Consider the following 25,096-nt stretch of genomic DNA (forward strand, 5'->3'; position numbering starts at 1 on the left):
GCTCAGGCCTCGTCTCTCCTATCGAGCGGTTTTCAGGCTTACCCTCTGAGGTTCCTGCCGAATGACAAAGGCGCTGGCTTGGTTTTCAGGGAAAGCCGCCTGCGTCTGAGCAATGTCCGATAGCGTTGGAAGGCTCGCTTCGTTGCCGAGGTGCTGAATTGCGTAAGCCGATGCAGCACGGGCGAGGATGAAGTGCTCGCGCCACGCCAGTTCGGGGCGTGCGATAGCGGAATACACATAGGCGCCGTGGAAGATGTCGCCGGCTCCATTGGTGTCGATAACGGCTTCCGAAGGGACTGCAAGCGCGGGCAGGACACCCTCGGTTCCGGTTTCGTCATACCAGAAGAGACCACGCTCACCCATCGTAACGCCGCCAATCTTGCAGCCGCGACCTTTGAGATACGATAGCATCTCGGTCGCCGTCAGGTTCATTTGTTCGCATAGGCGCTCTGCCACGATAGCGACATCGATGAACTCCAGCAGTTCATGTGTGTTGGAGCGCAGGCCTCCGCCATCGAGAGATGTGAGAATCCCCGCCTCACGGCAGGTGCGAGCATAATGCATGGCCGCATCGGCTTGGTGGCCATCGAGATGAAGGGCCTTGCATCCCGTTAGGTTAAGCGGTGGTACGGGGTGGAGATAGTGATCATCGCGACAACGCACGATGGCGCGTTTGCCTCCGCGCGGCATGATGAAGGAAAGCGACGACTCCTTCACTTTTCTATGATGCACCGGAATCGTGTACTTCGCGGCCATGTCGATGAACATGCGGCCGAGATAATCATCCGCAATCGACGTCAGAAGATCCGGTGCAATTCCGAGCTTGGCACATGCAAAAGCGGCCGTAACCGCATTGCCCCCGAAGGATATGGCGTAATCTCGCGCGACCGTCTTGTCGTCCCCGGTCGGGATCTCATCCGCCAGGAAGGTCACGTCGATATAGGTCTGGCCAACAAAAAGTGCGTCCATTTCGAGAAAATCATCCCTTGGAGGGCGTCAGGTTTGCCCGAGGCGAATGGATTGTGCAACCTTCCTCGGACAAGCTCAAGGCGCCAAGGCCTCAGTCATGCTTTGCAGGGCTTCTACGATAGGTTGCGGTGAAATCCTCTCCGGCCCGTCAAAGGGCCTCTCACGGATGGCGATAAGCCCTAAAGTGATCACGGCCGCAGTCGAAAAGATCGTCAGGGCCGCGATTTGGGCGCGGGGACGCTCCAGATGAACGCCGCCGATCGCCACCTGAGTGATGAAGGCGAGAATCAGGACTGCCGTCCATTTGGTCCTGTCTGTCTGATCGCCACTCAGAGCAAGCCGATCATCCCGGGCGGTCCGAAGCTTGAGTACGGTATCGAGAAGAGCGGTCTGGGCTGCCGAGCCGGCACCTACCGCGACCTGCGGGTTCGAGATCTGCGTCAACAGTGCAAGGAGAACTTGGCCTGCTTTGACGGAGGCCTCCTGATCCTGCATGCGCGGCCACTCGTCTTGAATCAGGGTTTCGGCATAATCTTGCGCGATCAGCCGGATCTCCTGCATGTCGGTCACAGTGGCGGTACTGATGGCCTGTATTGCCATCAAACCTTCTCGCTCTCCAAGGACCGTGCGGTGTGCCTGACGATTGCGATCCCAAACTTCATTGGCGAGAAAACCGGTCAAGAGGGCGAATAGCACGGCAACGGCCCCGAAAAAGGGAGCAACTATGCCACTGAATGTTGAAGAATAAGGGCGAATTGACTTTCCGAAGCTCAGCCAGTGAATGAAAAAGGCTGAAAGCGCAAATGTCACCGCGAGCGAGATGAAAATTCCCCAGATGGGCATGTCAAGCCACATATCAAAAATCACGGTGTTCTCCGGGAGAGCAAGGCGGCCGCGACACTATGCTATTTTGGGAAAGCGTGACAGACGCAGTTTGCGTATGATTTAAGGAGCGAAACGCCTCACTCGACCATTGCCGCCAAACGGGCTGCGGTCATGGCCGCGTCTACGTCGTTGCTGATGACATCGACCGGGATTCGCAATTCCTCACGGAATGCGGCGGCAATGATCGAGTGAAGCCGGGTTCCGCCGCCGACTAGGGCAATCGGACGGGGACCAATCCGCTTGGTGAGGCTATTGGCGAGCCGTGCCAGTTCTTTGCCGGCATCACGCAAGATATTGAGAGACAAGAAGTCATCGGCCTGAGCCGCATCTGCGACGGCTCGTGCGAGCAAACCGATCCTGCCGCGGTCCCCTCCATAGACGAACGCACGCACGACATCCCATTCGGTTCCGCCAAGGGCCTTTGCCAGGCTCTTGCCGAGTGGACTCGTCCACCCCTCGCCGGGGCTTTCCTCCTCCTTCCGAAGGATGGCCTTCAGTGCTTCCCGCGCAATCCAGAAGCCTGAGCCTCCGTCATCGATAAGATTGCCGCGGCCACCGACACGGATCACCTGCTTTTCTGGCGACAGATAGTAGCCGATGGAGCCGGTGCCGCTATAGACGAGAATACCTTCGCCAAGGGCGAAATAGGACAGGTAGGCAATCCACATGTCCTCAGCCACAAAGATCTTAGCGGGGGGGATTTCGAAAGCTCCTGCCAGAATATTGCGCATCGTGGCTTCAGCTGGGGTCTCCCGCGTCAGGCCCGTGATACCGGCAACAATGCCGGCTGGTTTCCCGGTCGCCGTGACTGCATGGGCGAGTTCTTGAATGATACGTTCGGCCCGTTCTTCCGCTGCTGACGAGAACAGATGCCCCGTCAACGGTTCGACAGATCCTTGTGCCACGCACGTACCCGTACGATCGACGAGACGCCACCGCGTCGCCGTTCCACCTGCGTCGATGCCAAGCCCCAGCCCCATGGCGCTCCGCTTTCCCGATGTCTATGCCTCTCCAAGAGGGAGGCGGATATCTCAAGAGGTCACATTCGGAAAATGTGACAGAGCCTCGCGTAAGTTTCCATCACTTCGTGCCAAGGCTTCCTGGGCATCGGTCGCGTTCACACCGAGGGCAATGAGAGAGGCCAGCTTCATATCTCCATTCGCTTGGCGCAAGGCATCGATCGCGGTGGCATCGCTGCAGCCGGTGATCTGGGACACCATGATCTCACTGCGGCGGCGCAGCTTCGCATTGGTCGCGCGCATATGGACCATCAGCCCGCGATAGACGCGGCCGAGGCGTATCATGATCAGCGTAGAAAGGAGATTGAGAATCACTTTCTGGGCCGTTCCGGCCTTCATGCGTGTCGATCCGGCAACGACCTCTTCGCCCGTATCCGCAAGAATCGGGTGCGAGCATACGTCTAGGATGGGGGCGCCTGCATTGTTGGACACGCCGATCGTCTGGGCTCCACGTGCCTTGCCTTCTTGGAGAGCCGCAATCGTGAAAGGGGTTCGCCCACTGGCTGCGACACCGATCACGACGTCGTTCGGGCCGACATCCGCGTTCCGGATGCCTGCGATGCCCTGCTCGACGGAGTCCTCTGCATCTTCGACAGCTTTCAGAAGCGCGCCTTCGCCACCTGCGATCAGGTAGACAAGCTTGTCGTCGGGCCAGTTGAAGGTCGGCGGCAATTCCGTTCCGTCCTGGACCCCGATTCGACCGGACGTTCCAGCGCCCACATAAACAAGGCGTCCGCCTCGGCGAAGCCTTGCGATGGCCTCCTCGGCAGCGGCCGAAATGGCTGGAAGGGCGGAATGTACTGCCGCGACAGCAGCAAGTTGCCCTTCGTAGCAGGCGGAAAGGATGTCCAGGCTGGGCCAGGCATCCAGGTCACGGAAACGGTTGCTGAAATTTTCGGTGGCCATCATCACTCTCTCTTGCAGACCAATATAGGTCCAGTTGAGATTCTCAGCAATCGTTGAGAGAGGCAAACGGCGAGATCTTCAGGCCTGTTGCGCAAGCGCATCGAATAGGGCGATCACCTGCTCGCCCGTCGCCCTGCGTAGGGGCAGAATACCAGTGTCGATGTGCCGGGAGGGATGGACGCGGTTGGTCAGCAGCGACCATGCCATACCGCGGTCGAAATCGATCCAAAGGCCAGTGCCGGTAAATCCCGTATGACCTATAGCAGAAGGTGAGCAAGCGTCGCCCCCGTGCCACCCAGTATAGGCGCCCTCCCAGCCCACCGTGCGCTTCTCCGATTGCCTTGTGCAGATAGATTTGATGGAAGCGCAGGTGAGCGCGGAGCCGTCGAGGATAGAATGGGCGAAATCCAGTACGCCATCGATGGTCCCGAATAAGCCGGCGTGTCCTGAGGCGCCGCCCATGGCAAATGCGTTCTCGTCGTGCACCTCGCCGCGAATGATGCGCCCGCGCCATGTGCAGCGCTCGGTCGCCGCGCAACGCCTTGGATCCGGCCGGAACGTGAGCCGCGGTGGCAGAGGCTGATCCATGAGGGCCTGTCCCGTCACGCGCTCAATCGCGATTCCGAGCAGCATGAAGTTGATGTCGGAATAAACCGGTGGGCCACTCTTCCATACCCTTTGCAGAATGAAGGCCCGCAATGTTTGCGGGTCCTGCCCATAGGTATAGAGCGGCTCTACGGCAGGGAGGTGGGTCTGGTGGGCCAAACATTGGCGGAATGTGAGTTTCCGCTCCGCTGCATCCATATCGTACTGGCGTAGATCCGGAATTGCGGTGGTCAGTGGCGCATCAAGGTCAATTCTGCCTTCTTCCGCGAGTTGCAGGATGCGCGTCGTGGTGAAGATGACTTTCGTGAGAGAGGCCAGATCGAACCACGTATCTCGAGAAAGTTCTTCCCTTTCTGGTTCGAGTTGCGCCGCTCCGGCGCACCGGACGGCGCGCTGGCCATCCTTGGTGACGATCCCGAGTACGGCGCCTGGAATGGCGCTACGATCAATGGCTCCGGAGGCAGGAGCGAAGGCTTGCGCGATGAAAGTGTCCAAAGTCATCGTTAGCTATGCCCCAGGTAGCCCGACGCGAACCGCTTCCAGGCACAACGCGGGGCGTCCCTCCCAGTCTCATCTATGGAAATGTCGATACTGTCTGTCGGAATGCCATTCAGCATGCTGACCCTTCCTGGGAAATCTTGTAACGCCGGCGATCTCCAAAAGAATGCAGCATCGGCAATATTTATAGTAGGCAAAGCAGGTGGTCTAGAGTGGTATGATATTGGACCATGACAGGTCCGCAGTGATGTTTTATAAGTTGTCTGCGGCTTGCAAGGGAGAGAAGACGCATGTTCAGGTCGGTACTGCGCGGCGCCATCGGCGCGGGCGTCATGATGGCAGCCATGGCCTCGGCCTCGGCTCAAGTGCTCGAAATTGGCTTGGATAACGGCCCGACGGGGCTCGATCCGCATCTCATTACGGCGTTCCCCAGCTTCATGGTGGTGAACGGCAATATCTACGAGGGGCTTACCGCGGTCGATAAGGATCTCAAGATCATCCCGGGGCTCGCCGAATCCTGGAACGTGTCGACGGACGGTAAGACCTATACGTTCAAGCTCCGCTCCGGCGTAAAATTCCACGACGGCACGGATATGACGGCGGAGGATGTCGTTTCGACGATCCGACGCGTGCAGAGCAAGGACATCGCTTCGCCGCTCGCAAGCCGCCTTTCCGCGATAGACAGTGCCAAGGCCGTCGACCCGCAGACCGTTGAGCTGACGTTGAAGGAGCCTTCTGCGCCACTCCTGTCATCGCTTGCGACGATTGCGATCGTGCCAAGCGAGGTCGAGACCAACAAGGACATCTTGCAGAAGACACCGGTCGGCACAGGTCCCTTCAAGTTCCAGGAATGGCAGCCGAACGGCTTCATCCTTCTCGCGAAGAACGATGCTTACTGGCAGAAGGGCGCGCCGAAGCTTTCGGGGTTGAAGTTCAATATCGTTCCAGAATCCGCAACCCGACAGGTCGGCTTGGTCAATGGCCAATACGCGCTTCTGCCCAACATCGATGCAGCGACGGCACTGCAGCTGAAGGGTAAGCCCAGCGTGAAGCTGGGTGAGACATTGGACTTGGCCTATATGCTCATTGGCATGAATGTCTCGAAGGCACCCTTTGACAATCCGAAGGTCCGTGAGGCGGTCAATTATGCCATTAATCGCCAGGAGATCGTCGATGCGGCGCTGTTCGGTGCCGGCGTGCCCGGCGGCCCGCTGTCGCCTGCGCTGAAATCCTGGGCGCTCGATGTCAAGGAATTCCCTTGCTACAAGCCGGATCCCGCCAAAGCTCAAGCCCTTCTCAAGGAAGCCGGCGTTGCAATGCCGGTGACGGTGACGATGAATGTCCTGCCGCGTCAGGACGTGAAAGATATCGCTCAAGTCGTCCAAGAGCAGCTGAACAAGGCGGGCTTCAAGGTCGAGTTGAAGAACCAGGAGCAGGGACAGTTCATCCAGGATTGGCGCAACAGCAACTTTGACCTGTTCGCATCGATCAATGCCGGCAGCCCGGATCCGGACGAATATTTCTATCGCACGTTCCGCACCGGCGGTTCGACGAACGTATTCAAATATTCCAATCCGGAAATTGACCAGCTTCTCGATAAGGCACGGACCCTGTCGGACCAAGCGGCTCGCAAGACGGCCTATGATCAGGTGCAGAAAACTCTCGCCTGCACAGGGCCTGTCGCTCACCTGACCTACGGCACCTTGTTCTCGGCCATGCGCGACAAGCTTCAAGGCTATGACGTGATGCCAAATCGTTCGCTCTCGACATTGAAGAACGCGAGCTATTGATCCATGGCCTCAGCGTGGCTTGAGAGAGCCACGCTGAGGCCCATTTGCTGACTGATTTACGATGAGCCGCATTCTGCTCTCGCGCTTGATCGATCTGGTCGTCGTTCTCTTCGGCGTCTCGATCATCGTCTTTCTCATGATCCGCCTCATTCCCGGCGATGCGGTGGCGATCATGCTTGGCGCCAATACCGAAATTACGCCGGAACGGATGGCGGAACTCAACAGCCGCGTCGGTTTGGACAAGCCGATCGTTCAGCAATATTTGGTCTGGGCAGGGGCGGCGCTTCGGGGCGACTTTGGAACGTCTCTTTGGACGGGCCGGCCTGTCGCGACGGAAATTATCACCAATCTCTGGCCGACCCTCGAGCTCACGTTCCTGTCTCTGCTCATCGGCGCTGTTTTAGCCGTGCCGGTCGGCTGTTGGATGGCTCAAACGCGTGGCAGCGGCATGGATGTCGCCATGCGGATCGGGGCGATCGCTGGGCTGACGATTCCATCTTTCTGGCTTGGAATCGTGCTGATTTTACTGTTCTCCGCTTTTGTGCCGGGATTTTCCTCTCTCGGCTATGTACCGTTCTCGGAGGATCCGTTCGGCAACCTTCAACGCATGCTTCTACCATCGATTGCCTTGGCATTGCCCATCCTCGCCAATCTGTCGAGACTGGTGCGCTCCGCCATGCTCGATGCCCTCGGTCAGGATTATGTCCGTACGGCCCGTGCAAAGGGCTTGAGCGAGCGAACGGTGGTATACAAGCATGCCCTGCGGAATGCCTTGATTCCATTCCTGACGAGCGTCGGGATCATGACAGGCTATCTTCTCGGTGGGGCCATCGTCGTCGAGCAGGTCTTCGCCATTCCAGGTCTCGGCCGCCTCATTCTGGGAGCCATTGCCGAACGGAATTATCCTCTCATTCAGGCGACTATTCTGGTCGTGACCGCGGGCTTTGTCCTGGTGAACTTCGTGGTCGACTTCCTTTACATCGTCGTCGATCCTCGGGTGAGGGCGTAAGTCGTGTCTCGTCTCGCCAAGAACAAGCTGCTTGCCTTCGCCATCGTTCTCGTGGCTCTGCAGGTGATCCTCGCCCTCGGCGCACCGTGGTTTGCTCCGTATGATCCCATGGCCCAGAGTATCGCTCGGCGCCTTAAGGGCCCTACCGTTCTGAACTGGCTTGGCACGGATCAGCTGGGGCGAGATGTTCTGACACGTATCCTCTATGGGTACCGGACCTCGCTCATTGCCTGCGTCCTTGCCGTTGGAGTCGCCCTTCTTGCGGGTGGAACTCTCGGCCTGATGGCTGCTTATTACCGCGGCTGGCTCGATCGCATCATCATGCGTGTTATGGATGTGCTCTTCGCTTTTCCAGTCATGCTTCTCGCAATCGGTATCATCGCCGTCCTTGGTCCCCATACTTACAGTGCCGCGGCGGCGATCGCGGTCGTCTACACGCCGATCTTCGCTCGCCTCCTTCGGGGGCCAGCATTAGTATTGTGCGAGAGCGAATATGTGGCAGGTGCAAAGGCCATCGGCGCCTCGGACAAGCGCATCATTTTCCTCCATATCCTCCCGAACCTGGCTTCCGTCATTCTGGTACAGACGAGTCTTCTGCTCTCGGCAGCCATTCTGGTGGAGGCATCATTGTCCTTCCTTGGGCTCGGTACCCAGCCGCCCACTCCCTCTCTGGGGCTTATGCTCTCGGAGGGGCGCAACTTTCTCCAACTCTCGCCGTGGAGCGCGATCTTCGCGGGTTTTGCGATCCTGTTCCTGTCCTTCGGCTTCAATCTCCTTGGGGATGCATTGCGCGACACGCTTGATCCCCGTCTGCGAGGACAATCGTGAAGGTGAGACGCGCAATGCCGGAGGACGTCTCTGCGCTTGCCGCTATCGCCGAGGCATCGTATCGCACCGCCTTTTCGTCCATTCTGGAGGAGGAGGTTCTGTCGAGTCGCAATGCCGCCTTTTTCACCCGTCGCTTCGAGGCGTCCTGGGCGCGCATGCTGGTGGTCTGTGCAGGCGGTATTCCAGCAGGATTTCTGCTCATGACCGACGGGCACATAGATATGCTCTTCATGGATCCTGCCGGTAGTCGGAAAGGCGGCGGATCATGCCTCTTGCATGAGGCAGAGCGGTGCGGGGCGAAGAGTCTCGAGTGTTTCCGGGACAACATTGCCGCGCGCCGATTCTATGAACGCCATGGATGGCATCCCAATCGAGAGTACGAACGTGAATTCGCAGGCCGGAGTCGCAGCTTCGTTTTCTATGTCAAGGATTGATCATTAGAGAGCAATAACCCGTCCTGTGCGTACCGACTCGTCCGCAGCGAGGACAATCTTCAAGGACCGAACCGCGTCCTCCATGTGGTCGGTGAGGTCAAGATCCTCATTGATCGCACGCAGTAGGAAACGCTGCTCCTTTTCACACAAAGCGTCGTGATCGGGCTCGTCGGCAGTATCGATGGTCTCATCACGCCGCACGAATGCCCCCTCCGGTGAAGTCAAGTCTGCGTGGTGGAGCAGAATCCTATTCGTCTTTGTGTGAGCGTTGATGTCGTCGGATTTGATGCCATTGGCTGTCTCCGCCATGACGATGCTGACGCTGCCCTTGGGACCGATCACATCTTTTACGAAGTAGGCCGTTTCGCTCATCATCGGACCCCAACCGGCTTCATACCAGCCGACAGAGCCATCGTCGAAGCTGACGTGCAGGTGCCCATAGTTGTACATGCCGGGCGGCATTTCCTCTGTCAGTCGCGCTCCGACTGCATGAACCTGAACAGGCCTGGCGCGGGTAATCTGGCACATCACGTCAACATAGTGCACGCCACAATCGACGATGGGTGAAAGGGACTGCAACAGTCGCTTATGTGCCTCCCATGCGGTGCCGCTTGACTGCTGATTCAAGTTCATTCGGAAAACATGCGGCGTTCCAAGTGTCCTGGCGATCTCGATGAATCGGATCCACGAAGGATGGTGACGCAGGATATATCCGATTACCAGCTTGCGTTTCGTGCGATGGGCGGTCTCGACAACACGTTCCGCATCCAAGACTGTGTCAGCGAGGGGTTTCTCGACGAAAACATGAACGCCAGCTTCCATGGCCTTGATGGCATAGTCGGCATGTGTATCCGACCAGGTATTGATGGAAACGATGTCAGGTTTAAGGTCCGAGAGTGCTTCTTCATATCGATTGAAGTGCTTCATACCTTGCAAGGTCGCCGGCAGTGACATGCCGTCGATATTGCGGGTGCAGAGGCCAACGAGTTCGAATCCTTCGATCCGACTATAGGCAAGGGCATGGGACATGCCCATGTTGCCGAGACCAACCACCAGAACACGTTGCGCGCTCATAGGTTTCCCTCGCTCTATTCGCCATCAATCCAAGTCTGTCGAACTTCAAGGTTCTTGTCGAGCAATACGAGGCTTGCACGGTAGCCTGCCGCAATCCGACCCAGTTCATGGTCGAGGCGCAGGAAAGTGGACGGGATAAGAGACGCCATGCGCAAGGCGTCAGGTAGAGATAGCCCAAGGCGATGTACCGTGTTCCGCACGGCGCTTGCCATGTCGAGATCAGAACCGGCGAGGGTCCCATCCTCAGTCGTAAGCCGCCCATCCTTGCGATAAATCGTACGCCCGTGAAGATCGAAGCTCTCAAGATCGGTTCCGGTAACCGACATGGCATCGGTCACCAGCATCATTCTATCCGTTCCCTTGGCTGCAATCGCAACGCGAAGCGAGGCGTCGTCAACGTGGTGCCCGTCGACGATGAGACCGCACCACGTGTTCTTCGTATCGAGTGCCGCGCCGACCGGTCCAGGGTCACGCCCCACAAGCGGCGGCATCGCATTGAAGAGGTGGGTGAACCCTCGCAAGCCTCGGCTGTAGGCTTCCATAATGTCCGTGTAGCTTCCGGCTGTATGCCCAGCGCAAAGCAGAACGCCGGCCTCAGCGAGTTTCGAGATGTCCTCGGGGCTGTTCTTCTCAGGGGCAAGAGTCAGAAGGATGCGTCCTTCGGGCAATGATGTGAGGATCGCAATGTCCTCCTGCTCGATTGGACGCATATAGGCCGGATTGTGGACACCCTTGCGCTCAGGATTGATGAAGGGCCCCTCCACGTGGATACCGAGGACGCCTGGCACGCGCGCGGCGAGGGCTGCCCGCATGGCTTCGACCGCTTCGGTCATCCGTTCCCGGGTATCGGTGATGAAAGTGGGCAGAAGACCAACCGTGCCATACTTGCGGTGTGCCGTTGCGATCGTGCGCAGACCATCGATGGTGCGGACATTGTTGAAGAGAACGCCGCCGCCGCCATTGACCTGTACGTCGATGAAGCCGGGCGCCAGAAGGCCCTCGATCTTGCGCCGTTCAATTCCCGCCGGAAGGTTCTTTTCAGAGAGAACCGCAGCGATCCGTCCGCCGGTAACGACCACGGCCCGATCGTCCAGCATGTGGTCGCCGTCGAAAATGCGGGCTCCCGTCAACGCATAGGTCATCAGACGGTCTCCGTCACTTTGCGTAGGCGAGGCGGATTGTCAGGATCCCTGCCGCGGTTTTGAGCAATGGCGTTCACGAGCGGATAGAAGCTCTGGATAAGGGCGATGGGCGCAATGAATGGATGAAGCCCTTCGAGGGATGGCAACATGACTGCCGCCGGTCCTTCAGCTGCGCCGGCCACGATAACGGGCACGTTTTGATCTTTCAGCTTCGTCACGAGATCGTTGACGCCACTGAGAGTCTCATCCCGCTGGCTGAGGACCAAGACGGGGAAATGGTCGCCGGCCAGGGTCCAAGGACCATGCATGAGTTCGGCTGCACTCATGGCTTCAGCATGAATACCGGACGTTTCCTTAAGTTTCAGTGCTGTTTCCTGTGCCATCGCAAAGCCGACGCCGCGGCCAACGACAAAGAGATTGTCCGCTGCGGTCAACAGCGGAAGCGCTGCCGACCAGTCGAGAGCAGCGGACCGCTCGAGGGCCTCGGGAAGACTCTCAAGGGCAGTCAGTAATTCCTGGTCCTCGGACCAATATGCCACGAGCTGCGCTGCGGCCGCGAGCGCAGCGATGAAGGACTTTGTTGCTGCAACACTTTTCTCTGGTCCCGCATGAAGGGGAAGAACGATCTCGCAGGTGCCGGCCAGTGGCGATGTCGTATCGTTAACGAGCGCCACCGTCAGCGCACCGTCATCCCGCCCGGCTTGCGCCAGATTGAGAATGTCTGGACTGCGACCGGATTGAGAGACGGCGAGGAACAGCGCATCGCGCATCCGCGGGCGTGCTTCGTAGATCGAGGTGACCGAGGGCCCGACCGACGCGGTGACGAGACCGGAATGGATCTCCAGCAGATATTTGGCGAAAGTCGCGGCATTATCGGAGCTGCCGCGGGCGCAGGTGACGGCAAAGGGCGGCGGTGCCTTGCGCAGACGGGCACCGAGGTCGCGGCACAAGGCGGCATTGCTTGCAAGGAGGCGAGCTACGACTTGTGGCGCCTCGCGCGCCTCGCGGAGCATTGCTGTGGGTAATGTATGGTTCATATCAGGCATCTTGATGGATCCGGTCAGGCGGGCTGATGGTCAGCTCTGCCACGAAGTCATAGGCGTCGCCTCGGTAATAAGACGAAGTGAATTCGACAGCTTCGCCGGTTCCGGTGAACGAGCGGCGCTCAATGTAGAGTGCAGGACTCTTGGAGGGCACCTGGAGCAACGAGGCTTGGTCGTCGGACAGGAGTACTGCATGAAGCCGCTGCAGAGCGCGGGTCGGCATGACACCCTGTTCGTGCAGGACAGCATAGAGCGACTGCTTGACGAGAGATGGGTCAGGAAGGAAACGGCTCGGAACCACCGCATGTTCAATCGCCATGGGAACGCCGTTCGCGAGGCGAAGACGGTTGACCCGACTCACCTCGTCGCCGGGAGAAAGGCCGAGCGCCATCAACTCGGCCGGCGAGGCCTGTCCTATCGATCGACTGAGCAGGATCGCTGAGGATGGGAGACCGCGTGCCGACATGTCGTCGGTGAAGCTGGAAAGCCGCGACAGAGGTTGTTCCAGCCGCATCTGCGGTGCAATGAAGGTACCGGATCCCCAACGCTGAACCAGGACCCCCTTCTTGACGAGACCAGTGATAGCCTTACGCACCGTGACGCGGGAGACGCCCAGTTGCTTTGCGAGATCCCGCTCGCCAGGCAGGGCATCGTCCGCTTTGATGGCTCCTTTGCGGACCGCCTCTTCGATGGATTGCTGCAGCTGCAGATACAGAGGTGTTGGATTGCTCTCATCGAGAGAGGCAAGCGACAGCGCTTCGGGCATCTGATCGCTCATCGGCGCCTCCGTAGCGATGTTTGTCCCTTCATCTGCTGCGTCAGGAGAATGGCTCCATCCATGGCATCCGCCTGCGGCTGCACGATAGATTGCTGAAGAGGCGGCGAGAGCCAAGCGCGCAACGGCTCGGCCAATCCACCGAACAGGCACAGCGCGGGAGCCCCAAGGTCGAGTAAGCGGGTTGCAATCTGCGACATCTGTCCCGCAGCCTCTTCAATCAAGGCAATGCCGAGCGGATCACGTCGAAGCGCATGGTCGAGGACGAGTGGGGCATAGCGGGCATAGTCCGCAGGCCGGGCCTTGCCAACCCAGTCCACAATTGCCTCAGGACTATCGTCAAACCCTTTCAGGATTGCCTCTGACAGAGCTGTCGATGGGCAGCGTCCATCATAAGCCCAGATTGTTCGCCTTAGGGCTTCACGCCCAATAGCAGCGCCGCTTCCTTCATCGGAGATTTCATAGCCCCAGCCGCCGACGTAGCGCCGCTCACCTCCGATGACGCCATAACCACACGAACCGGTCCCGACGATCAGAATTGCTCCGTCATGACCACCGAAGGCGCCCAGCCAAGCAACATGAGCATCGGTATCCATGGAGAATGATGCGAAAGGGTGAGGCCGCGACATCAGCCGCTCAACCGCACTGGATTGTCCGGCGCCTGCAGCACCCATTCCGGCATGAATGGCACGCATGTCGGATTCGGCAAGGCCAGCAGTGTCCATAGCTGCTTGAGCCGCGGTCAGGATCGACTCCCAGACCAGATTGGGATCGAGCCGGATATTCGATGGGCCGCCAGCTCCCTCGCCAAGCAGATTGCCATCCCCATCGCGCAATCGCGCACGGCATTTGGTGCCGCCGCCGTCAATGCCAAGATATAGGGAATTGGTCATCTTCATCGGGCTGGGGTGATTCAACCATTAATCTCCAGCTTACAATGCCACTTAATGTCCAGTTCGTGAAGGGCGCAAATTCGTGCCCCCTCTGCAGACTCTACGGACAGCATGGTATGATCGCCATACCTAGGGGCGCTGTCGAAATAGGACAATGGTTCTAGGGATGAGGCTTCCGAAGACCTTGCCCGTTCTGGCTGGCAGCGATACCAATATAAGGTCACTTGTCCACAGTACGTTCAGGTGGGACAGTCTGCTAACCCGCTGGACGGCATTGAGAATGCAGGAAAACCTGCACGGATAAGGCGAGGGAATCGATGACCGGGCCGTGCAGGCGCCCTGAAGCCTGTTGGAGGAAAGCGACGATGATCCTTCTTGAAACCAAAACTATCTTGAGGCGGACGAGGTTCTTGCTGGCAGCAGCCTCGGTCGCCGCGTCTACCCTGGCATTCGCCTCTGCAGTATCGGCGCAGACACTGACCATCGAAAGCTGGCGCAATGACGACGCAGATGTCTGGAACAACCAGATCATCCCCGCTTTCAACAAGAAATACCCGAATATCAAGGTGCAGTTCAAAGCAGATCCACCAACCGAGTACAACGCTGCCCTTAATGCTCGTCTAGCAGGAGGCACGGCGGGCGATCTTATTACGTGTCGGCCGTTTGATGCCTCTCTCGACCTTTTCAAGAAGGGGCAACTGATCGCCGTCAATGATGTGAAGGGTATTGAGAACTTTTCGGACGTCGCTAAGAGCGCTTGGTCGACGGACGATGGTAAGACGACATTCTGTATGCCGATGGCCTCGGTTATTCACGGATTCATCTACAATAAGGCTATCTTCGACGAATTGAAGCTGGTGCCACCTAAGACCGTTGCCGAGTTTCATGCGGTGCTCGACAAGATCAAAGCAGACGGAAAATATACTCCTATCGCCATGGGTACCGCCGATCAGTGGGAAGCCGCGACGATGGGCTTCCAGAACATCGGCGTGAATTACTGGAAGGGGGAAGAGGGCCGAAAGGCTCTGATCGAGGGTAAGCAGAAGTTCACCGACCCTGCTTACGTTCAGACGTTCGCGGAGCTTGCGAGCTGGGCACCCTATATGGGCGATGGCTTCAAATCCCAGAAGTATCCCGACACGCAGAATCTGTTCACGCTGGGACGAGCTGCCATCTACCCGGCAGGATCATGGGATATCCCCATCTTCCGGAAGCAGGCCGACTTTGAGTTCGACGCTTTCGCTCCGCCAGTTTCGGACGCTTCGGGCAAGTGTTACATCAGCGATCACACGGATATCGCGCTCGGTATCAATGCTAAATCGAAGAATGTCGAGGCTGCCAAGACCTTCCTCAGCTGGATTGCGTCTTCTGAGTTCGCCGACATCTACGCCAATGCCCTGCCGGGTTTCTTCCCGCTTACCAAGGAAAAGGTCACGGTGAAGGATCCGGTCGCGGCAAAGTTCGTTGGCTGGCGCGGCACATGCGAAAGCTCAATCCGCAATTCCTACCAGATCCTATCCCGTGGAACGCCCAATCTTGAGAACGAGCTTTGGAATGTCAGTGCTCAGGTTCTTAATGGGACCATGAAGCCTGAAGAAGCGGCGAAGAAGGCCGAGGATGGCCTTGCTGGCTGGTACGAGCCGCACAAGAAATAGCTGCCTATCGATGAGCAGATCGTCGATAGGCGATCTGCTCGTTCTTGAACCGAGCGCGATTCCGATGACGACGTCCCTCGAATCGACATTTCCTTTAGAAGTCGCGACGGCACGCTCGCGCTTTCCAATCCACGTTGCAGTCTTTCTGACGCCGGCGCTGCTCATTTATTCGGTCTTCTCTATTTATCCGCTGGTCGACACGATCCGTCTTAGCCTTTATGCGAGTGATCAAACGGGTGCCCAGCATTTTGTGGGGCTTGTCAATTTCCAGACGCTGCTGACCGATCCGGCTTGGTCTGTTCATTTCTGGAATGCGCTTCGCAACAACCTGATTTTCTTCGCCATTCATATGGTGGTTCAGAATGGGATTGGCCTCGGACTTGCGATGCTGCTCAGTCTGCCGCGCCTGACGGGTGGAAATATCTATCGCACACTGATTTTCCTGCCGACGATGCTGTCCGTAGTGATCATAGGATTCGTCTGGCAATTGATCCTCAATCCACTTTGGGGAATTGCTCCGAATCTCCTGAAAGCAGTTGGCCTCGGGAGCTTGTTCGGTCCGTGGCTAGGACAGGAATCGACGGCGTTGATCACGATCTCCTTGATCTCCGTCTGGCAGTTCGTGGGTATCCCGATGATGTTGATCTATGCGGCGCTCATCAACATTCCGGATGATCTCCTTGATGCTGCGACAGTCGATGGTGCGGGTCCGTTCAGCATATTCTGGTTCGTGCGCTTGCCGCTCATCCTACCAACACTCGGCGTCGTCTCGATTTTGACCTTTGTGGCGAACTTCAATGCCTTCGATCTGATCTACGCCGTCAAGGGTGCTCTGGCTGGCCCCAACTTCTCAACCGATATCTTAGGCACGTTCTTCTATAGAACGTTCTTCGGCTATCAACTTCAGGTCGGAAGTCCCACCATGGGGGCCACGGTTGCAACCGCCATGCTGATCATCATTCTGATGGGAGTGCTGATCTATCTCTTCGGCGTGCAGCGGCGCTTGCAGAGGCAAATGTTTTGAGGGTGTCATGAACCGACCTATCAGGCCAAGCCGCATTCTGGTTCATCTGGCTCTCATCCTCTATACCGTTATAGCCCTTGGGCCAATCCTGCTGATCCTGCTCAATGCATTCAAAACACGGCGGGCTATCTTTGCCGATCCTCTCGGTTTTCCAGACGCTCGAACCTTCACGACCATCGGCTTCGATCAAGTCTTCGCCAAATCGGATTTCGGTCTCTATTTTCTCAATAGTTTGACGGTTACGGTTGTATCTCTCGGCCTCATTGTGCTCATCGGCGCTATGGCTGCATGGGCCCTGACGGAATATCGGTTTCGCGGCAATACGATCATCGGGCTCTACCTTGCGATTGGCATCATGGTTCCGATCCGTTTGGGAAGCGTGAGCATTCTGCGGATGATGGTGGAGCTAAACCTGGTCAATACTCTAACGGCACTTATCCTCGTGTATGTCGCTCAGGGACTTCCCCTGGCAGTTTTAATTCTCGGTGAGTTTATTCAACAAATTCCCAGGGAGCTACGAGACGCGGCCCGTTGCGATGGAGTGAGCGAATATAGAATTTTCGGCAGTATCATTCTGCCTTTGATTCAGCCGGCTATCGCTACGGTGGCAGTCTTCACGATGGTGCCGATCTGGAACGATCTCTGGTTTCCACTCATTCTGTCGCCCGGAGATGGAAAGCAAACAATCACCCTCGGTGTTCAACAGTTCATCGGCCAATATGTCACCGACTGGAATGCAGTTCTGGCCTCGTTGACGCTGGCGATTGCACCGATTCTCGTTCTCTATCTTCTGTTCTCACGCTATCTCGTCCGTGGTCTGACGGCCGGGGCAGTCAAATAGGACATTTCTTCGACAGGTCCAATGCCATGGCTGATGTCTCTCTCCACGGTCTCGCAAAATCCTTTGGTCCCGTGGACATTCTACGGGATATCAACCTGACCGTGGACGACGGAGAATTCGTTGTCTTCGTAGGACCGTCCGGATGCGGCAAGTCCACCCTCTTGCGTATCATCGCAGGTCTTGAGCCGGTAAGTACCGGAGAAATTCGGATTGGAGGGCGGCGCGTCAACGAACTACCCCCTGCGGACCGAAAGATCGCGATGGTTTTCCAGTCCTACGCGCTCTACCCTCATATGTCCGTCTACAAGAATATGGCCTTCGGGCTGAAATTCGCGAAAACTGACAAGGCCGAGGTCGATCGACGTGTTAGGCAGGCGGCAGAAATTCTAAAGCTCTCTGCTCTCCTTGATCGTAAACCAAGGGAACTCTCTGGCGGGCAACGACAACGGGTCGCTATTGGCCGTGCGATTGTGAGGAACCCGAGCGTGTTCCTCTTCGACGAGCCGCTTTCCAATCTCGATGCGGCTCTGCGGGTCAATACAAGGATCGAGATCGCCAAGCTCCATCAGGAGCTTGGTGCGACCATGATCTATGTGACCCACGACCAGGTTGAAGCTATGACCTTGGCGTCCAAAATTGTCGTTCTCAATCATGGGCGCATTGAACAGATCGGGGCGCCCTTGGACCTCTATCGCCGACCTTGCAATCTCTTCGTTGCAGGTTTCATCGGATCTCCGCGCATGAACTTCATCAAGGGAGAAGTCCAAGCTGTGTCTGGCCGCCGCTTGTCACTAAGGTTCGCAGGGGCTGAGATAGACATCGAATATCTAGGAACGGCGCTCAAGGTAGGCGACAGCGTCACGATCGGCGTTCGGCCAGAGCATATGGCGGAGCCGGGAAACGGTACAATCGCGCTGGATGGACAGGTCGACGCCGTGGAGCGGCTCGGAGAAGCGAGTTACGTGTATATGAAGCTTGAGACCGGAGATGACGTCATTGTGCGTGCTTCAGGCGACGTGGAAGTCGCAACCGGTTCGCGCTACACGGCGCATTTGGCGCCGAAAACAATACATGTCTTTGATGCGTCAGGTTGCTCAATACAGGTAGAGGTCCGACCTGTAGAAGGATTCTAGGAGAAATGCGGTCTGGTTGATCAGGTGCTGCGAACCCAGTTTATCACCGGCTTCTCGCGCCACATGCAACGTTCCAGGCGTAGTCCGATCAGGTGCTGCATCCGGGCGAGTGATTGCTCGTCCTCTGCCTCTACAATCAACGTCAGGTAACGCTTTGAGGCCTGCATAGTGCAGTGCCCAAACTCGAATTCAGCACGTCCCTTGCTACCGGAGTAGGTTGCTGAAATGCTGTGTTCAAACTGTTTGCAGAGCTGCACCAGATACCGGTCGGGCACCTCCGTTCCAATACTGGCCTCCGACCTCAAAGCTGCCATTTCTCTTCCCCAAACCCCAGCTTCAGCAGTGCAGCGATAAGCGATTGACCCGGCTTTTCCAAAATGCCCTATGTGAGGAAGAAATTTCAATCAAGATTTTTTGCTAAGTTGCTCGAAAATAAACATTTGTTATCGTTATAACGTACGATTTAAGATGGAATGAATCATACCGGTGGCACAGTCCAGTTCTGTAGAAAACCTGGGACATCTTTTGCGGCCATCGGATGTGCAAAAAAGTTGCCTTGTGCCTGTTGGCAGCCTTTGGCCTTTAAGAACTGCGCCTGTTCGACAGTCTCGACACCTTCGGCAATCACATCCATGCCCAGGCTTAATCCTAGTTCGATAACAGCAAGAACGATGGCGGCGTTGTCCGCGTCGTTTTCCAGATCCTTTACAAAGCTTTGGTCGATCTTGATATCATCGACAGGGAACTGCTTGAGGTGGATGAGAGAGGCATATCCGGTTCCGAAGTCGTCGAGGGCGATTCGAATACCGCTTTCGTGAAACTGCTTAAGGGCCTTGGCGACATGCGTAGCGCTGCGGCCCATGAAAACTGTTTCTGTGATTTCTACTTCCAGACGATTTGTAGGGACATCAGCAGCCTGGAGAACCTCAAGGAAGCGCTTCGCGAGGCCGATCCAGTTGAACTGGGCAGATGACAAGTTCACAGCCACCCGACCACAATCGCTCCCCTGGCTTAGCCAGCGACGGACATCGGATGCAACCTGCCTGATGATGCTTTCGCCTACGGCAATCGATAGCTCCGGGTCCTCAAAGGCGCTGGAAAATGCCGCCGGTGTGAGAAGGCCATATTGCGGGTGGCGCCAGCGCGCCAAAGCCTCGAAGCCGACCACCCTGCCGGTCACCAGCTCGATCTTCGGTTGATAGAAGGGAACGATCTGTCCCCATTGCAGGGCTTCCTGAATGCCACGCGTGACACTTGCCTTGTGCTCGATGTGGAGGCGCATGTCTGGCGTATACATGACGACGCAGTTCCTGCCTCTGGCCTTGGCGGCATAGAGTGCAAGGTCAGCATCCTTCATCAACTCGGATGGTTTGCTGTCATGTGCCGGGAAGCAGGCGATGCCGATGCTGACGTGACAGGAGAACGTCTCGTCCCCATGACGAATAGGCTGCCGAAGGTCGGCTATGATCTGCTCCGAAATTGCGCGAGCGCGGACGAGAGAATCGGCATTCGTAGCCACGAAAACGAATTCGTCACCTCCCAGTCTTGCTACTGTATCGTGGTCCTGCGCCAGTCGACGTAGGCGTTCTGCGACCTCCTTCAGGAGCACGTCTCCGGCATCGTGACCGAGTGTGTCGTTGATGGCCTTGAAATTGTCGAGATCGATCAGAAGCAGACTAACTCCTGTCCCTTGCCGCTCAGCCTCTGCTAGGGCTTGTTCGAAGCGGCTCTGGAACAGCGCTCGATTAGGGAGCTCAGTTAGTGCATCGTGACTCGCTGCGCGCCAGGATCTCTCCTCAGAAGCCTTGCGCTCCGTAATATCGACGGCAGCCGACATGATATGGGGGACGCCGCGAATGTCCATCAGTTTGCCAGCCAGAAGAACGGTGCGGATTGAGCCGTCCGCAAGACGGATCCTGGTCTCGAAGTCGTGCGTCTGACCATTCCTCTTCAGGGCCCTGAGAAAAGCCACTCGATCTTCTGGATCGACATAGATCTCGTCGATCGACTGAATGCCCAGAGCTGTCCAGTGCGCGCCGAAATAGCGGATGCCTGCTTCGTTTGAGTCCACGATGACGCCATCCGTCCGAACAACCACCAAGGGAATCGGAACGGTCTTAAACATCGTTTCGAACATTGTGCGGCTCTCGATGAGCTCCTGATTGGCGCGCCGCTCAGCCTGAGTCGCAGCCCATTCCATCCGCCGCAATCGGTTTGAGCGTGCAAGCACAAGAAATAGCGCGAAGTTCAACATGATCATCGCAAGGGTCAGACCGATGACTGGGCCGCCAGTTGGTTCGGCATATAGGTAGCCCATCAACAACACGGTGCTGCAAAAGATGCCGGATATCACCGACCATTGGAACGCCGTCGGCACGACCAAATAGTAAATCGAAGGCAATAGAAGGACGACAAAGAGCGCGAGATCGCTGTGCGAAGTGACCAGAAAAGCGACGGCCGTTGCGTTGATCCATTCCCATGTGATCATTGACGCCTGGGCGTCGCGGAAATTTTTAGCTTTTTGAACCCACCAAAGACACGCTAAGGCGATCAATATCACGATCAGACGCGCAGGGACGGCAACGTAGAAATGGGGTGTTCCCGAAAAGCGCCAGTCACTTATGAGGAAGAGCGTATTAAGGAATGTGGAAAGCAGGAATAGCAGGCGAACATGCCGTAGCGTTTCCGGCAGGCGCTCGGCCTGGAAGGTTGCCTCCCGCTCCGGATCGGAAAACTCGCCTCCAAATGAAGTCAGGGGTTGATGGGACATTTCTGGCATCAGGTCACACAAGGGTCCATTATCCAGTTAACGTCTGGTTCTTCGGCCGGTGCAAGCGAAACCTGCCAGGAAATCCGGTTAAGCTCAAGAAGGATAACGTCTTTTGTCCAAAAGGGCGAGCTTGGCGCAGTTAGGTGCCCGAATCTTGCTGACTTGACCGATTTTCTCGATGGGGGCCCCAGAGCATAGATGACGCTTTTGATGCTCGATGACATCACTGTTTCAGCAGATACTTGCCTTTCCTAACTCGTAGGCTTCGCTGAAGATCCCCTATCGTAAATGCAGCTCACAACCTTAGCTGGCGATCCGTTGACGGCTACCTTGCCGTCAATGATCAGAACCATCTGCTCCGCAACATCTGCCACATCCTCCGGTGTATGGATCGACATAATGACAGTGACATTCCGTTTGCGACGCAGTGTGTCGACAAGACGGATCATGTCGCGTCGGAGTTGAGGGTCGAGGCTGCTGAAGGGCTCATCCAGTACAATAAGCGGCCGTCCCGAGATGAGAGCGCGGGCCAAAGCAACACGCTGGCGTTGACCTCCCGACATGTCCCCGGGCTTGCGTCGATCGTAGCTCCTCAGCCCTACTGCATCCAGCATTTCCAGAACCGCCGTCATCTCCGCGGCGCTTAGGCGCAAAGATGGTCTTAGCCCCAGTGCAACGTTCTCGGCGACAGAGAGGTGCGGGAAGAGGTTATGGTCTTGAAAAACGATCGCGACGGGCCGCTGCGATGGAGGCAGGGGCAACAGGTTTCTGCCGCGATAGGTGAGCCTTCCGCATTCCGGTGTTTCAAATCCGGCGATCATATGCAGCAGAGTTGTTTTGCCCCCTCCCGAAGGCCCGGCGACGGCGCAAAGAGTTCCTTCGTCGATCGTGAGGGAGTAGTCCGCGGTGAAGTCTGGCCAAGTTAGGCGGCAATTCTCAATCGTGAGCATGAGACAGTCGACTTGATACCTGAGCGAGAAGAAAGGCCACAGTGAGGATGATCAACCCAAGGGCGGAGGCCTCCTCGAACCGGTAAGCTCCCAGTCGTTCGTAAAGAAGATAGGGCAAAGTTCGGAGCTTCGGGCCACCGAAGAGAGCGATGATCCCGAAGTCGCCAAATGACAATGCCGCGGTCAGTGCAAACGCCGATGCCAGGGGGCGCTGCACCATCGGCCAATCAACAATTTTAAGTCTGGCAAGGCCCCTCATGCCGAGGGACTCAGATAGGCGCCCATATCGTTCTTCGGCCTGCATAAGGCGCGGTGCTATATAGCGGTAGGCGAAAGGAAGTGCTCCAAGGCCGTTGACGACAGGAAGGAGGATCAGACCGATTCTGGCTTGATCGATCCAAGGTCTGATCAGCAGAAAAAGGCCGGCTGTCAGTGCAAAGGGTGGAATGGCAAGCAAGGCACTTGGAACGAGATCGAGCAGTGCAGCCCAGCGGGGAGATGCCTGAGCAATTCGATGATGACGCACAGCGGCACCGATCGCCAAGGCAAGCGAGCATGCCAGGGAGCCCGCAATCGCTGCAATCGTCAAACTCGTCATAAGAGCGCCGACAAGATCCAAATCGAGGATATCTGGAATGCTCCCAAGTCCGACCAGTACACTAAGAGCCAAAGGACCAAGGAACAGAAGACCGAACAGCAGGATAACGGAGTCCAGAATTTTAAGACGATAATCAGCGGCATCGACGCGCTGCATCGGACCACGGAAGGTCGTCGCGGCAGGCGGGCGGGAAACAACTCCATGCAGAGCCAGGGCGATGATTACGCAAATCGCGACCTGCAACAGGGCAAGCCAAGCCGCACGTGCAAAGTCCAAATCGACCTTGAGAGCTTCATAGATTGCAACTTCCAAGGTCGCCCGACTCGGCCCGCCTCCTAGGGCCAGCACGATGGCAAAGCTTTTGAAGCACAGAAGAAATACGAGGATGGCGAGACCAGGGAGGTCTGCGCGGAGGGCGGGCCAGTCAAGATGGCGGAAAATCTGTCCCGAGCTGAACCCTAGACTCGTCGCAAGGCGCCACTGCTCCGCCGGAACCAGATTGAGTCCGTCGAGCGTGACCTTGGCTACGAAGGGAGCATTCAGAAACACATGGGCGATGAGGATACCTGGATATCCGAATATGCTGATGCTCCCCGTCCAGCCCAGGCTTTTGAGGCTCTGAGCGACCCAGCCATTCCGGCCATAAACGGCAAGGACCGCAAATACGGCCACGATGGTCGGAATGACCATCGTCGTGCCCAGAAACGTCAGGAGGGCCTCCTTCCCGGGAAACTGCCGCCGAGCCAAGGCTAAGGCGAGAGCAATACCGAGTCCGAGGGAAAGGAGTGTCGATAATCCGGCCTGAACAAAAGAGAAAATAAGGACCCGCTGGAGATAAGGACCTATGGAGATAAGGGTTGTTCCCCCGTCGCCAATGCGAAGAAGAGAGACGAAGCCACATGCAACGAGCGCGACGATAGCGAAGGTCGTCGCGTCTCCAAGATGAAGCTGCCTGAGCCGCATGACACCGGCTCTATCGGGCCGTCGCGTTGAGCCAGCGATCCACGAAGGCACGGCGGTTTTCTTGCACTTCGTCGGGCGTGTAGAGCAAAGCCTTTTGGGGCTGAATCAAATCTTGAAAGGCCTGCGGCAAACCGGACTGAGGAGTCTTGACCGGCATCATCCAATTGCCTTCCGGCATCGTCGACTGGAAGGAATCCGACAAGCAGAAAGCCAGAAACGCTTTCGCAAGTTCTGGCTGCTTTGTGGTCCGTGTCAGGCCGGCAATTTCGACATGGAGATAATGTCCTTCTTCGAAGGCGGCCGCCTTGTACTGATCCTTCTTCTCGACGGAGACATGGTAGGCGGGCGATGTGGTGTAGGACATCACCATATCCGCTTCGCCTTTCAGGAAGAGCCCGTAGGCTTCGGACCATCCCTTGGTGAAGGTGACGATGCGAGGCTTCAGCTGTGTCCAAGCGTTGCCGGACTGGTCGCCATAAACTTTCTGCATCCAAAGGAGGAAGCCGAGACCAGGAGCACTTGTGCGGGGATCCTGCAGGACGATCTTTGGGCCGCTCGGGTTCTCTACCAGCTCCTTCAGGCTCTTCGGTGGCTGGGCGAGCATGGTTGTATCATAGACGAACGCAAGATAGCCCCAGTCGAAGGGGACGAATGTATCGTCCGTCCAAGCGACCGGCAGCGATAGGCCTCTCAGGTCCATGTCGTGGAGCGCAAACAAGTTCAGGGACTTGGCTTCCGAGGCCAGATTCATGTCGAGGCCTAGAACGACATCGGCTTTCGTGTTGGTCCCTTCCAAACGCAGGCGGCCTAGGAGACTACCGGCATCCTCGGCCGTGACCCATTCGAGTTGGCAGTTGCAGGCAGCCTCGAAGCGCTCCTTCACAGCTTTCCCTGGCCCATATTTGCCCGCAAAGGAGCTGTACGTATAGACCGTCAGTACGGGCTTCGCCTGAGCCAGAGCTGTACCGATTACAAGGAAGGATGACAGAAGGGCAAAGACAATTCGGCTGAACATCAGAAGGGCTCCCATGCGTAAGACCGGCCGAGTCGGCGACAGCGCGCACGAGACGCAGATGTTCTGCAAGAGTGCATGCTCATTCCCTCCGCCGGCATGACCCGGATCAGGTTCGACGGGTCGGCAGCTGTGCTACCTCTCAGCCCTTGAGGGCTCCCCGTGAGACGAACCTGTTTCTAAAGCAGTTCCAGAAAGGGAACAAGCGCCTTGCCAGCTTGGGGCCTTCGTTGCTGTGGAGATGAAAATCTGCTTGGAATGATACTCTTGGTATGGAGG

General features: G+C 57.1%; 23 protein-coding genes and 1 riboswitch. Of the genes, 8 read left to right on the plus strand and 15 right to left on the minus strand.

What is annotated here, in order from left to right; translation table 11 throughout:
* Positions 1-18 precede the first annotated feature (18 nt).
* From K9B37_RS19790 to K9B37_RS19810, 5 genes are all read right to left on the minus strand, one after another.
* Complete coding sequence (locus K9B37_RS19790; protein ID WP_224315258.1) at positions 19-969, minus strand: sugar kinase; 951 nt, start codon at positions 967-969, stop codon at positions 19-21.
* Between the two features lie 75 nt (positions 970-1,044).
* The gene (locus tag K9B37_RS19795) at positions 1,045-1,824 is read right to left on the minus strand and encodes a bestrophin-like domain (RefSeq protein WP_500796458.1); all 780 of its coding nucleotides are present in this window, start codon (positions 1,822-1,824) and stop codon (positions 1,045-1,047) included.
* A 107-nt stretch (positions 1,825-1,931) separates the two neighbouring features.
* Positions 1,932-2,834 (minus strand): N-acetylglucosamine kinase, encoded by a 903-nt coding sequence (locus K9B37_RS19800; protein WP_224315259.1) that lies wholly within the window; start codon positions 2,832-2,834, stop codon positions 1,932-1,934.
* Between the two features lie 51 nt (positions 2,835-2,885).
* A complete protein-coding gene (locus K9B37_RS19805; protein ID WP_224315325.1) occupies positions 2,886-3,779 on the minus strand; it encodes an N-acetylmuramic acid 6-phosphate etherase in 894 nt (297 codons plus the stop codon).
* A gap of 78 nt (positions 3,780-3,857) precedes the next feature.
* On the minus strand, positions 3,858-4,886 hold the full coding sequence (locus K9B37_RS19810) for a serine hydrolase domain-containing protein (protein ID WP_224315260.1): 1,029 nt from the start codon (positions 4,884-4,886) through the stop codon (positions 3,858-3,860).
* A gap of 287 nt (positions 4,887-5,173) precedes the next feature.
* Here K9B37_RS19810 and K9B37_RS19815 point away from each other — a divergent pair, with 287 nt between their 5' ends.
* The 4 genes from K9B37_RS19815 (at position 5,174) to K9B37_RS19830 (ending at position 8,944) form a co-directional block, all read left to right on the plus strand.
* The gene (locus K9B37_RS19815) at positions 5,174-6,673 is read left to right on the plus strand and encodes an ABC transporter substrate-binding protein (protein ID WP_224315261.1); all 1,500 of its coding nucleotides are present in this window, start codon (positions 5,174-5,176) and stop codon (positions 6,671-6,673) included.
* Positions 6,674-6,734: 61 nt separating this feature from the next.
* Complete coding sequence (locus K9B37_RS19820; RefSeq protein ID WP_224315262.1) at positions 6,735-7,682, plus strand: ABC transporter permease; 948 nt, start codon at positions 6,735-6,737, stop codon at positions 7,680-7,682.
* 3 nt (positions 7,683-7,685) lie between these two features.
* Positions 7,686-8,510: an ABC transporter permease gene (locus K9B37_RS19825; RefSeq protein WP_224315263.1), complete on the plus strand. Its 825-nt coding sequence runs from the start codon at positions 7,686-7,688 to the stop codon at positions 8,508-8,510.
* Positions 8,507-8,944, plus strand: a complete 438-nt coding sequence (locus K9B37_RS19830; RefSeq protein WP_224315264.1) for a GNAT family N-acetyltransferase — start codon at positions 8,507-8,509, stop codon at positions 8,942-8,944. Before K9B37_RS19825 ends, K9B37_RS19830 begins: the two co-directional genes overlap by 4 nt.
* 3 nt (positions 8,945-8,947) lie before the next feature.
* On the opposite strand, the gene K9B37_RS19835 is transcribed toward K9B37_RS19830, so the two are convergent.
* Genes K9B37_RS19835 through K9B37_RS19855 form a run of 5 tightly spaced genes read right to left on the minus strand, consistent with a single transcriptional unit; the run spans position 8,948 to position 13,895 of the window.
* On the minus strand, positions 8,948-10,018 hold the full coding sequence (locus K9B37_RS19835; protein ID WP_224315265.1) for a Gfo/Idh/MocA family protein: 1,071 nt from the start codon (positions 10,016-10,018) through the stop codon (positions 8,948-8,950).
* Between the two features lie 14 nt (positions 10,019-10,032).
* Positions 10,033-11,160 (minus strand): N-acetylglucosamine-6-phosphate deacetylase, encoded by a 1,128-nt coding sequence (nagA, locus tag K9B37_RS19840; RefSeq protein ID WP_224315266.1) that lies wholly within the window; start codon positions 11,158-11,160, stop codon positions 10,033-10,035.
* Positions 11,160-12,197, minus strand: coding sequence for an SIS domain-containing protein (locus tag K9B37_RS19845; protein ID WP_224315267.1), 1,038 nt, complete (start codon positions 12,195-12,197; stop codon positions 11,160-11,162). The genes nagA and K9B37_RS19845 overlap by 1 nt, the downstream gene beginning before the upstream one ends.
* A 1-nt stretch (position 12,198) precedes the next feature.
* On the minus strand, positions 12,199-12,981 hold the full coding sequence (locus K9B37_RS19850; protein ID WP_224315268.1) for a GntR family transcriptional regulator: 783 nt from the start codon (positions 12,979-12,981) through the stop codon (positions 12,199-12,201).
* Entirely contained in the window at positions 12,978-13,895 is a 918-nt protein-coding gene (locus K9B37_RS19855; protein ID WP_224315269.1) for a glucosamine kinase nucleotide-binding domain-containing protein, read from the minus strand. The genes K9B37_RS19850 and K9B37_RS19855 overlap by 4 nt, the downstream gene beginning before the upstream one ends.
* Positions 13,896-14,236: 341 nt before the next feature.
* On the opposite strand from K9B37_RS19855, the gene K9B37_RS19860 reads away from it, so the two are divergent.
* The 4 genes from K9B37_RS19860 (at position 14,237) to K9B37_RS19875 (ending at position 18,524) form a co-directional block, all read left to right on the plus strand.
* Positions 14,237-15,526 (plus strand): ABC transporter substrate-binding protein, encoded by a 1,290-nt coding sequence (locus K9B37_RS19860; protein ID WP_439651763.1) that lies wholly within the window; start codon positions 14,237-14,239, stop codon positions 15,524-15,526.
* A 64-nt stretch (positions 15,527-15,590) separates the two neighbouring features.
* A complete protein-coding gene (locus K9B37_RS19865) occupies positions 15,591-16,550 on the plus strand; it encodes a carbohydrate ABC transporter permease (protein ID WP_224315270.1) in 960 nt (319 codons plus the stop codon).
* 7 nt (positions 16,551-16,557) lie between these two features.
* A complete protein-coding gene (locus tag K9B37_RS19870) occupies positions 16,558-17,391 on the plus strand; it encodes a carbohydrate ABC transporter permease (protein ID WP_224315271.1) in 834 nt (277 codons plus the stop codon).
* Positions 17,392-17,417: 26 nt separating this feature from the next.
* Entirely contained in the window at positions 17,418-18,524 is a 1,107-nt protein-coding gene (locus K9B37_RS19875) for an ABC transporter ATP-binding protein (RefSeq protein ID WP_224315272.1), read from the plus strand.
* Positions 18,525-18,544: 20 nt separating this feature from the next.
* On the opposite strand, the gene K9B37_RS19880 is transcribed toward K9B37_RS19875, so the two are convergent.
* The 5 genes from K9B37_RS19880 to thiB form a co-directional block, all read right to left on the minus strand.
* Entirely contained in the window at positions 18,545-18,838 is a 294-nt protein-coding gene (locus K9B37_RS19880) for a DUF2218 domain-containing protein (protein WP_224315273.1), read from the minus strand.
* 164 nt (positions 18,839-19,002) lie between these two features.
* Positions 19,003-21,315, minus strand: a complete 2,313-nt coding sequence (locus tag K9B37_RS19885; protein WP_224315274.1) for a putative bifunctional diguanylate cyclase/phosphodiesterase — start codon at positions 21,313-21,315, stop codon at positions 19,003-19,005.
* A 230-nt stretch (positions 21,316-21,545) separates the two neighbouring features.
* Complete coding sequence (locus tag K9B37_RS19890) at positions 21,546-22,244, minus strand: thiamine ABC transporter ATP-binding protein (RefSeq protein ID WP_224315275.1); 699 nt, start codon at positions 22,242-22,244, stop codon at positions 21,546-21,548.
* Positions 22,231-23,805 (minus strand): ABC transporter permease subunit, encoded by a 1,575-nt coding sequence (locus tag K9B37_RS19895; RefSeq protein ID WP_224315276.1) that lies wholly within the window; start codon positions 23,803-23,805, stop codon positions 22,231-22,233. The genes K9B37_RS19890 and K9B37_RS19895 overlap by 14 nt, the downstream gene beginning before the upstream one ends.
* Positions 23,806-23,815: 10 nt before the next feature.
* Entirely contained in the window at positions 23,816-24,820 is a 1,005-nt protein-coding gene (thiB, locus tag K9B37_RS19900; RefSeq protein WP_224315277.1) for a thiamine ABC transporter substrate binding subunit, read from the minus strand.
* A gap of 65 nt (positions 24,821-24,885) precedes the next feature.
* Positions 24,886-24,990, minus strand: a riboswitch (TPP riboswitch).
* Positions 24,991-25,096: the final 106 nt, after the last annotated feature.

Origin of the sequence: Microvirga puerhi (assembly GCF_020089865.1) — a bacterium.
GTDB lineage: Bacteria > Pseudomonadota > Alphaproteobacteria > Rhizobiales > Beijerinckiaceae > Microvirga > Microvirga puerhi.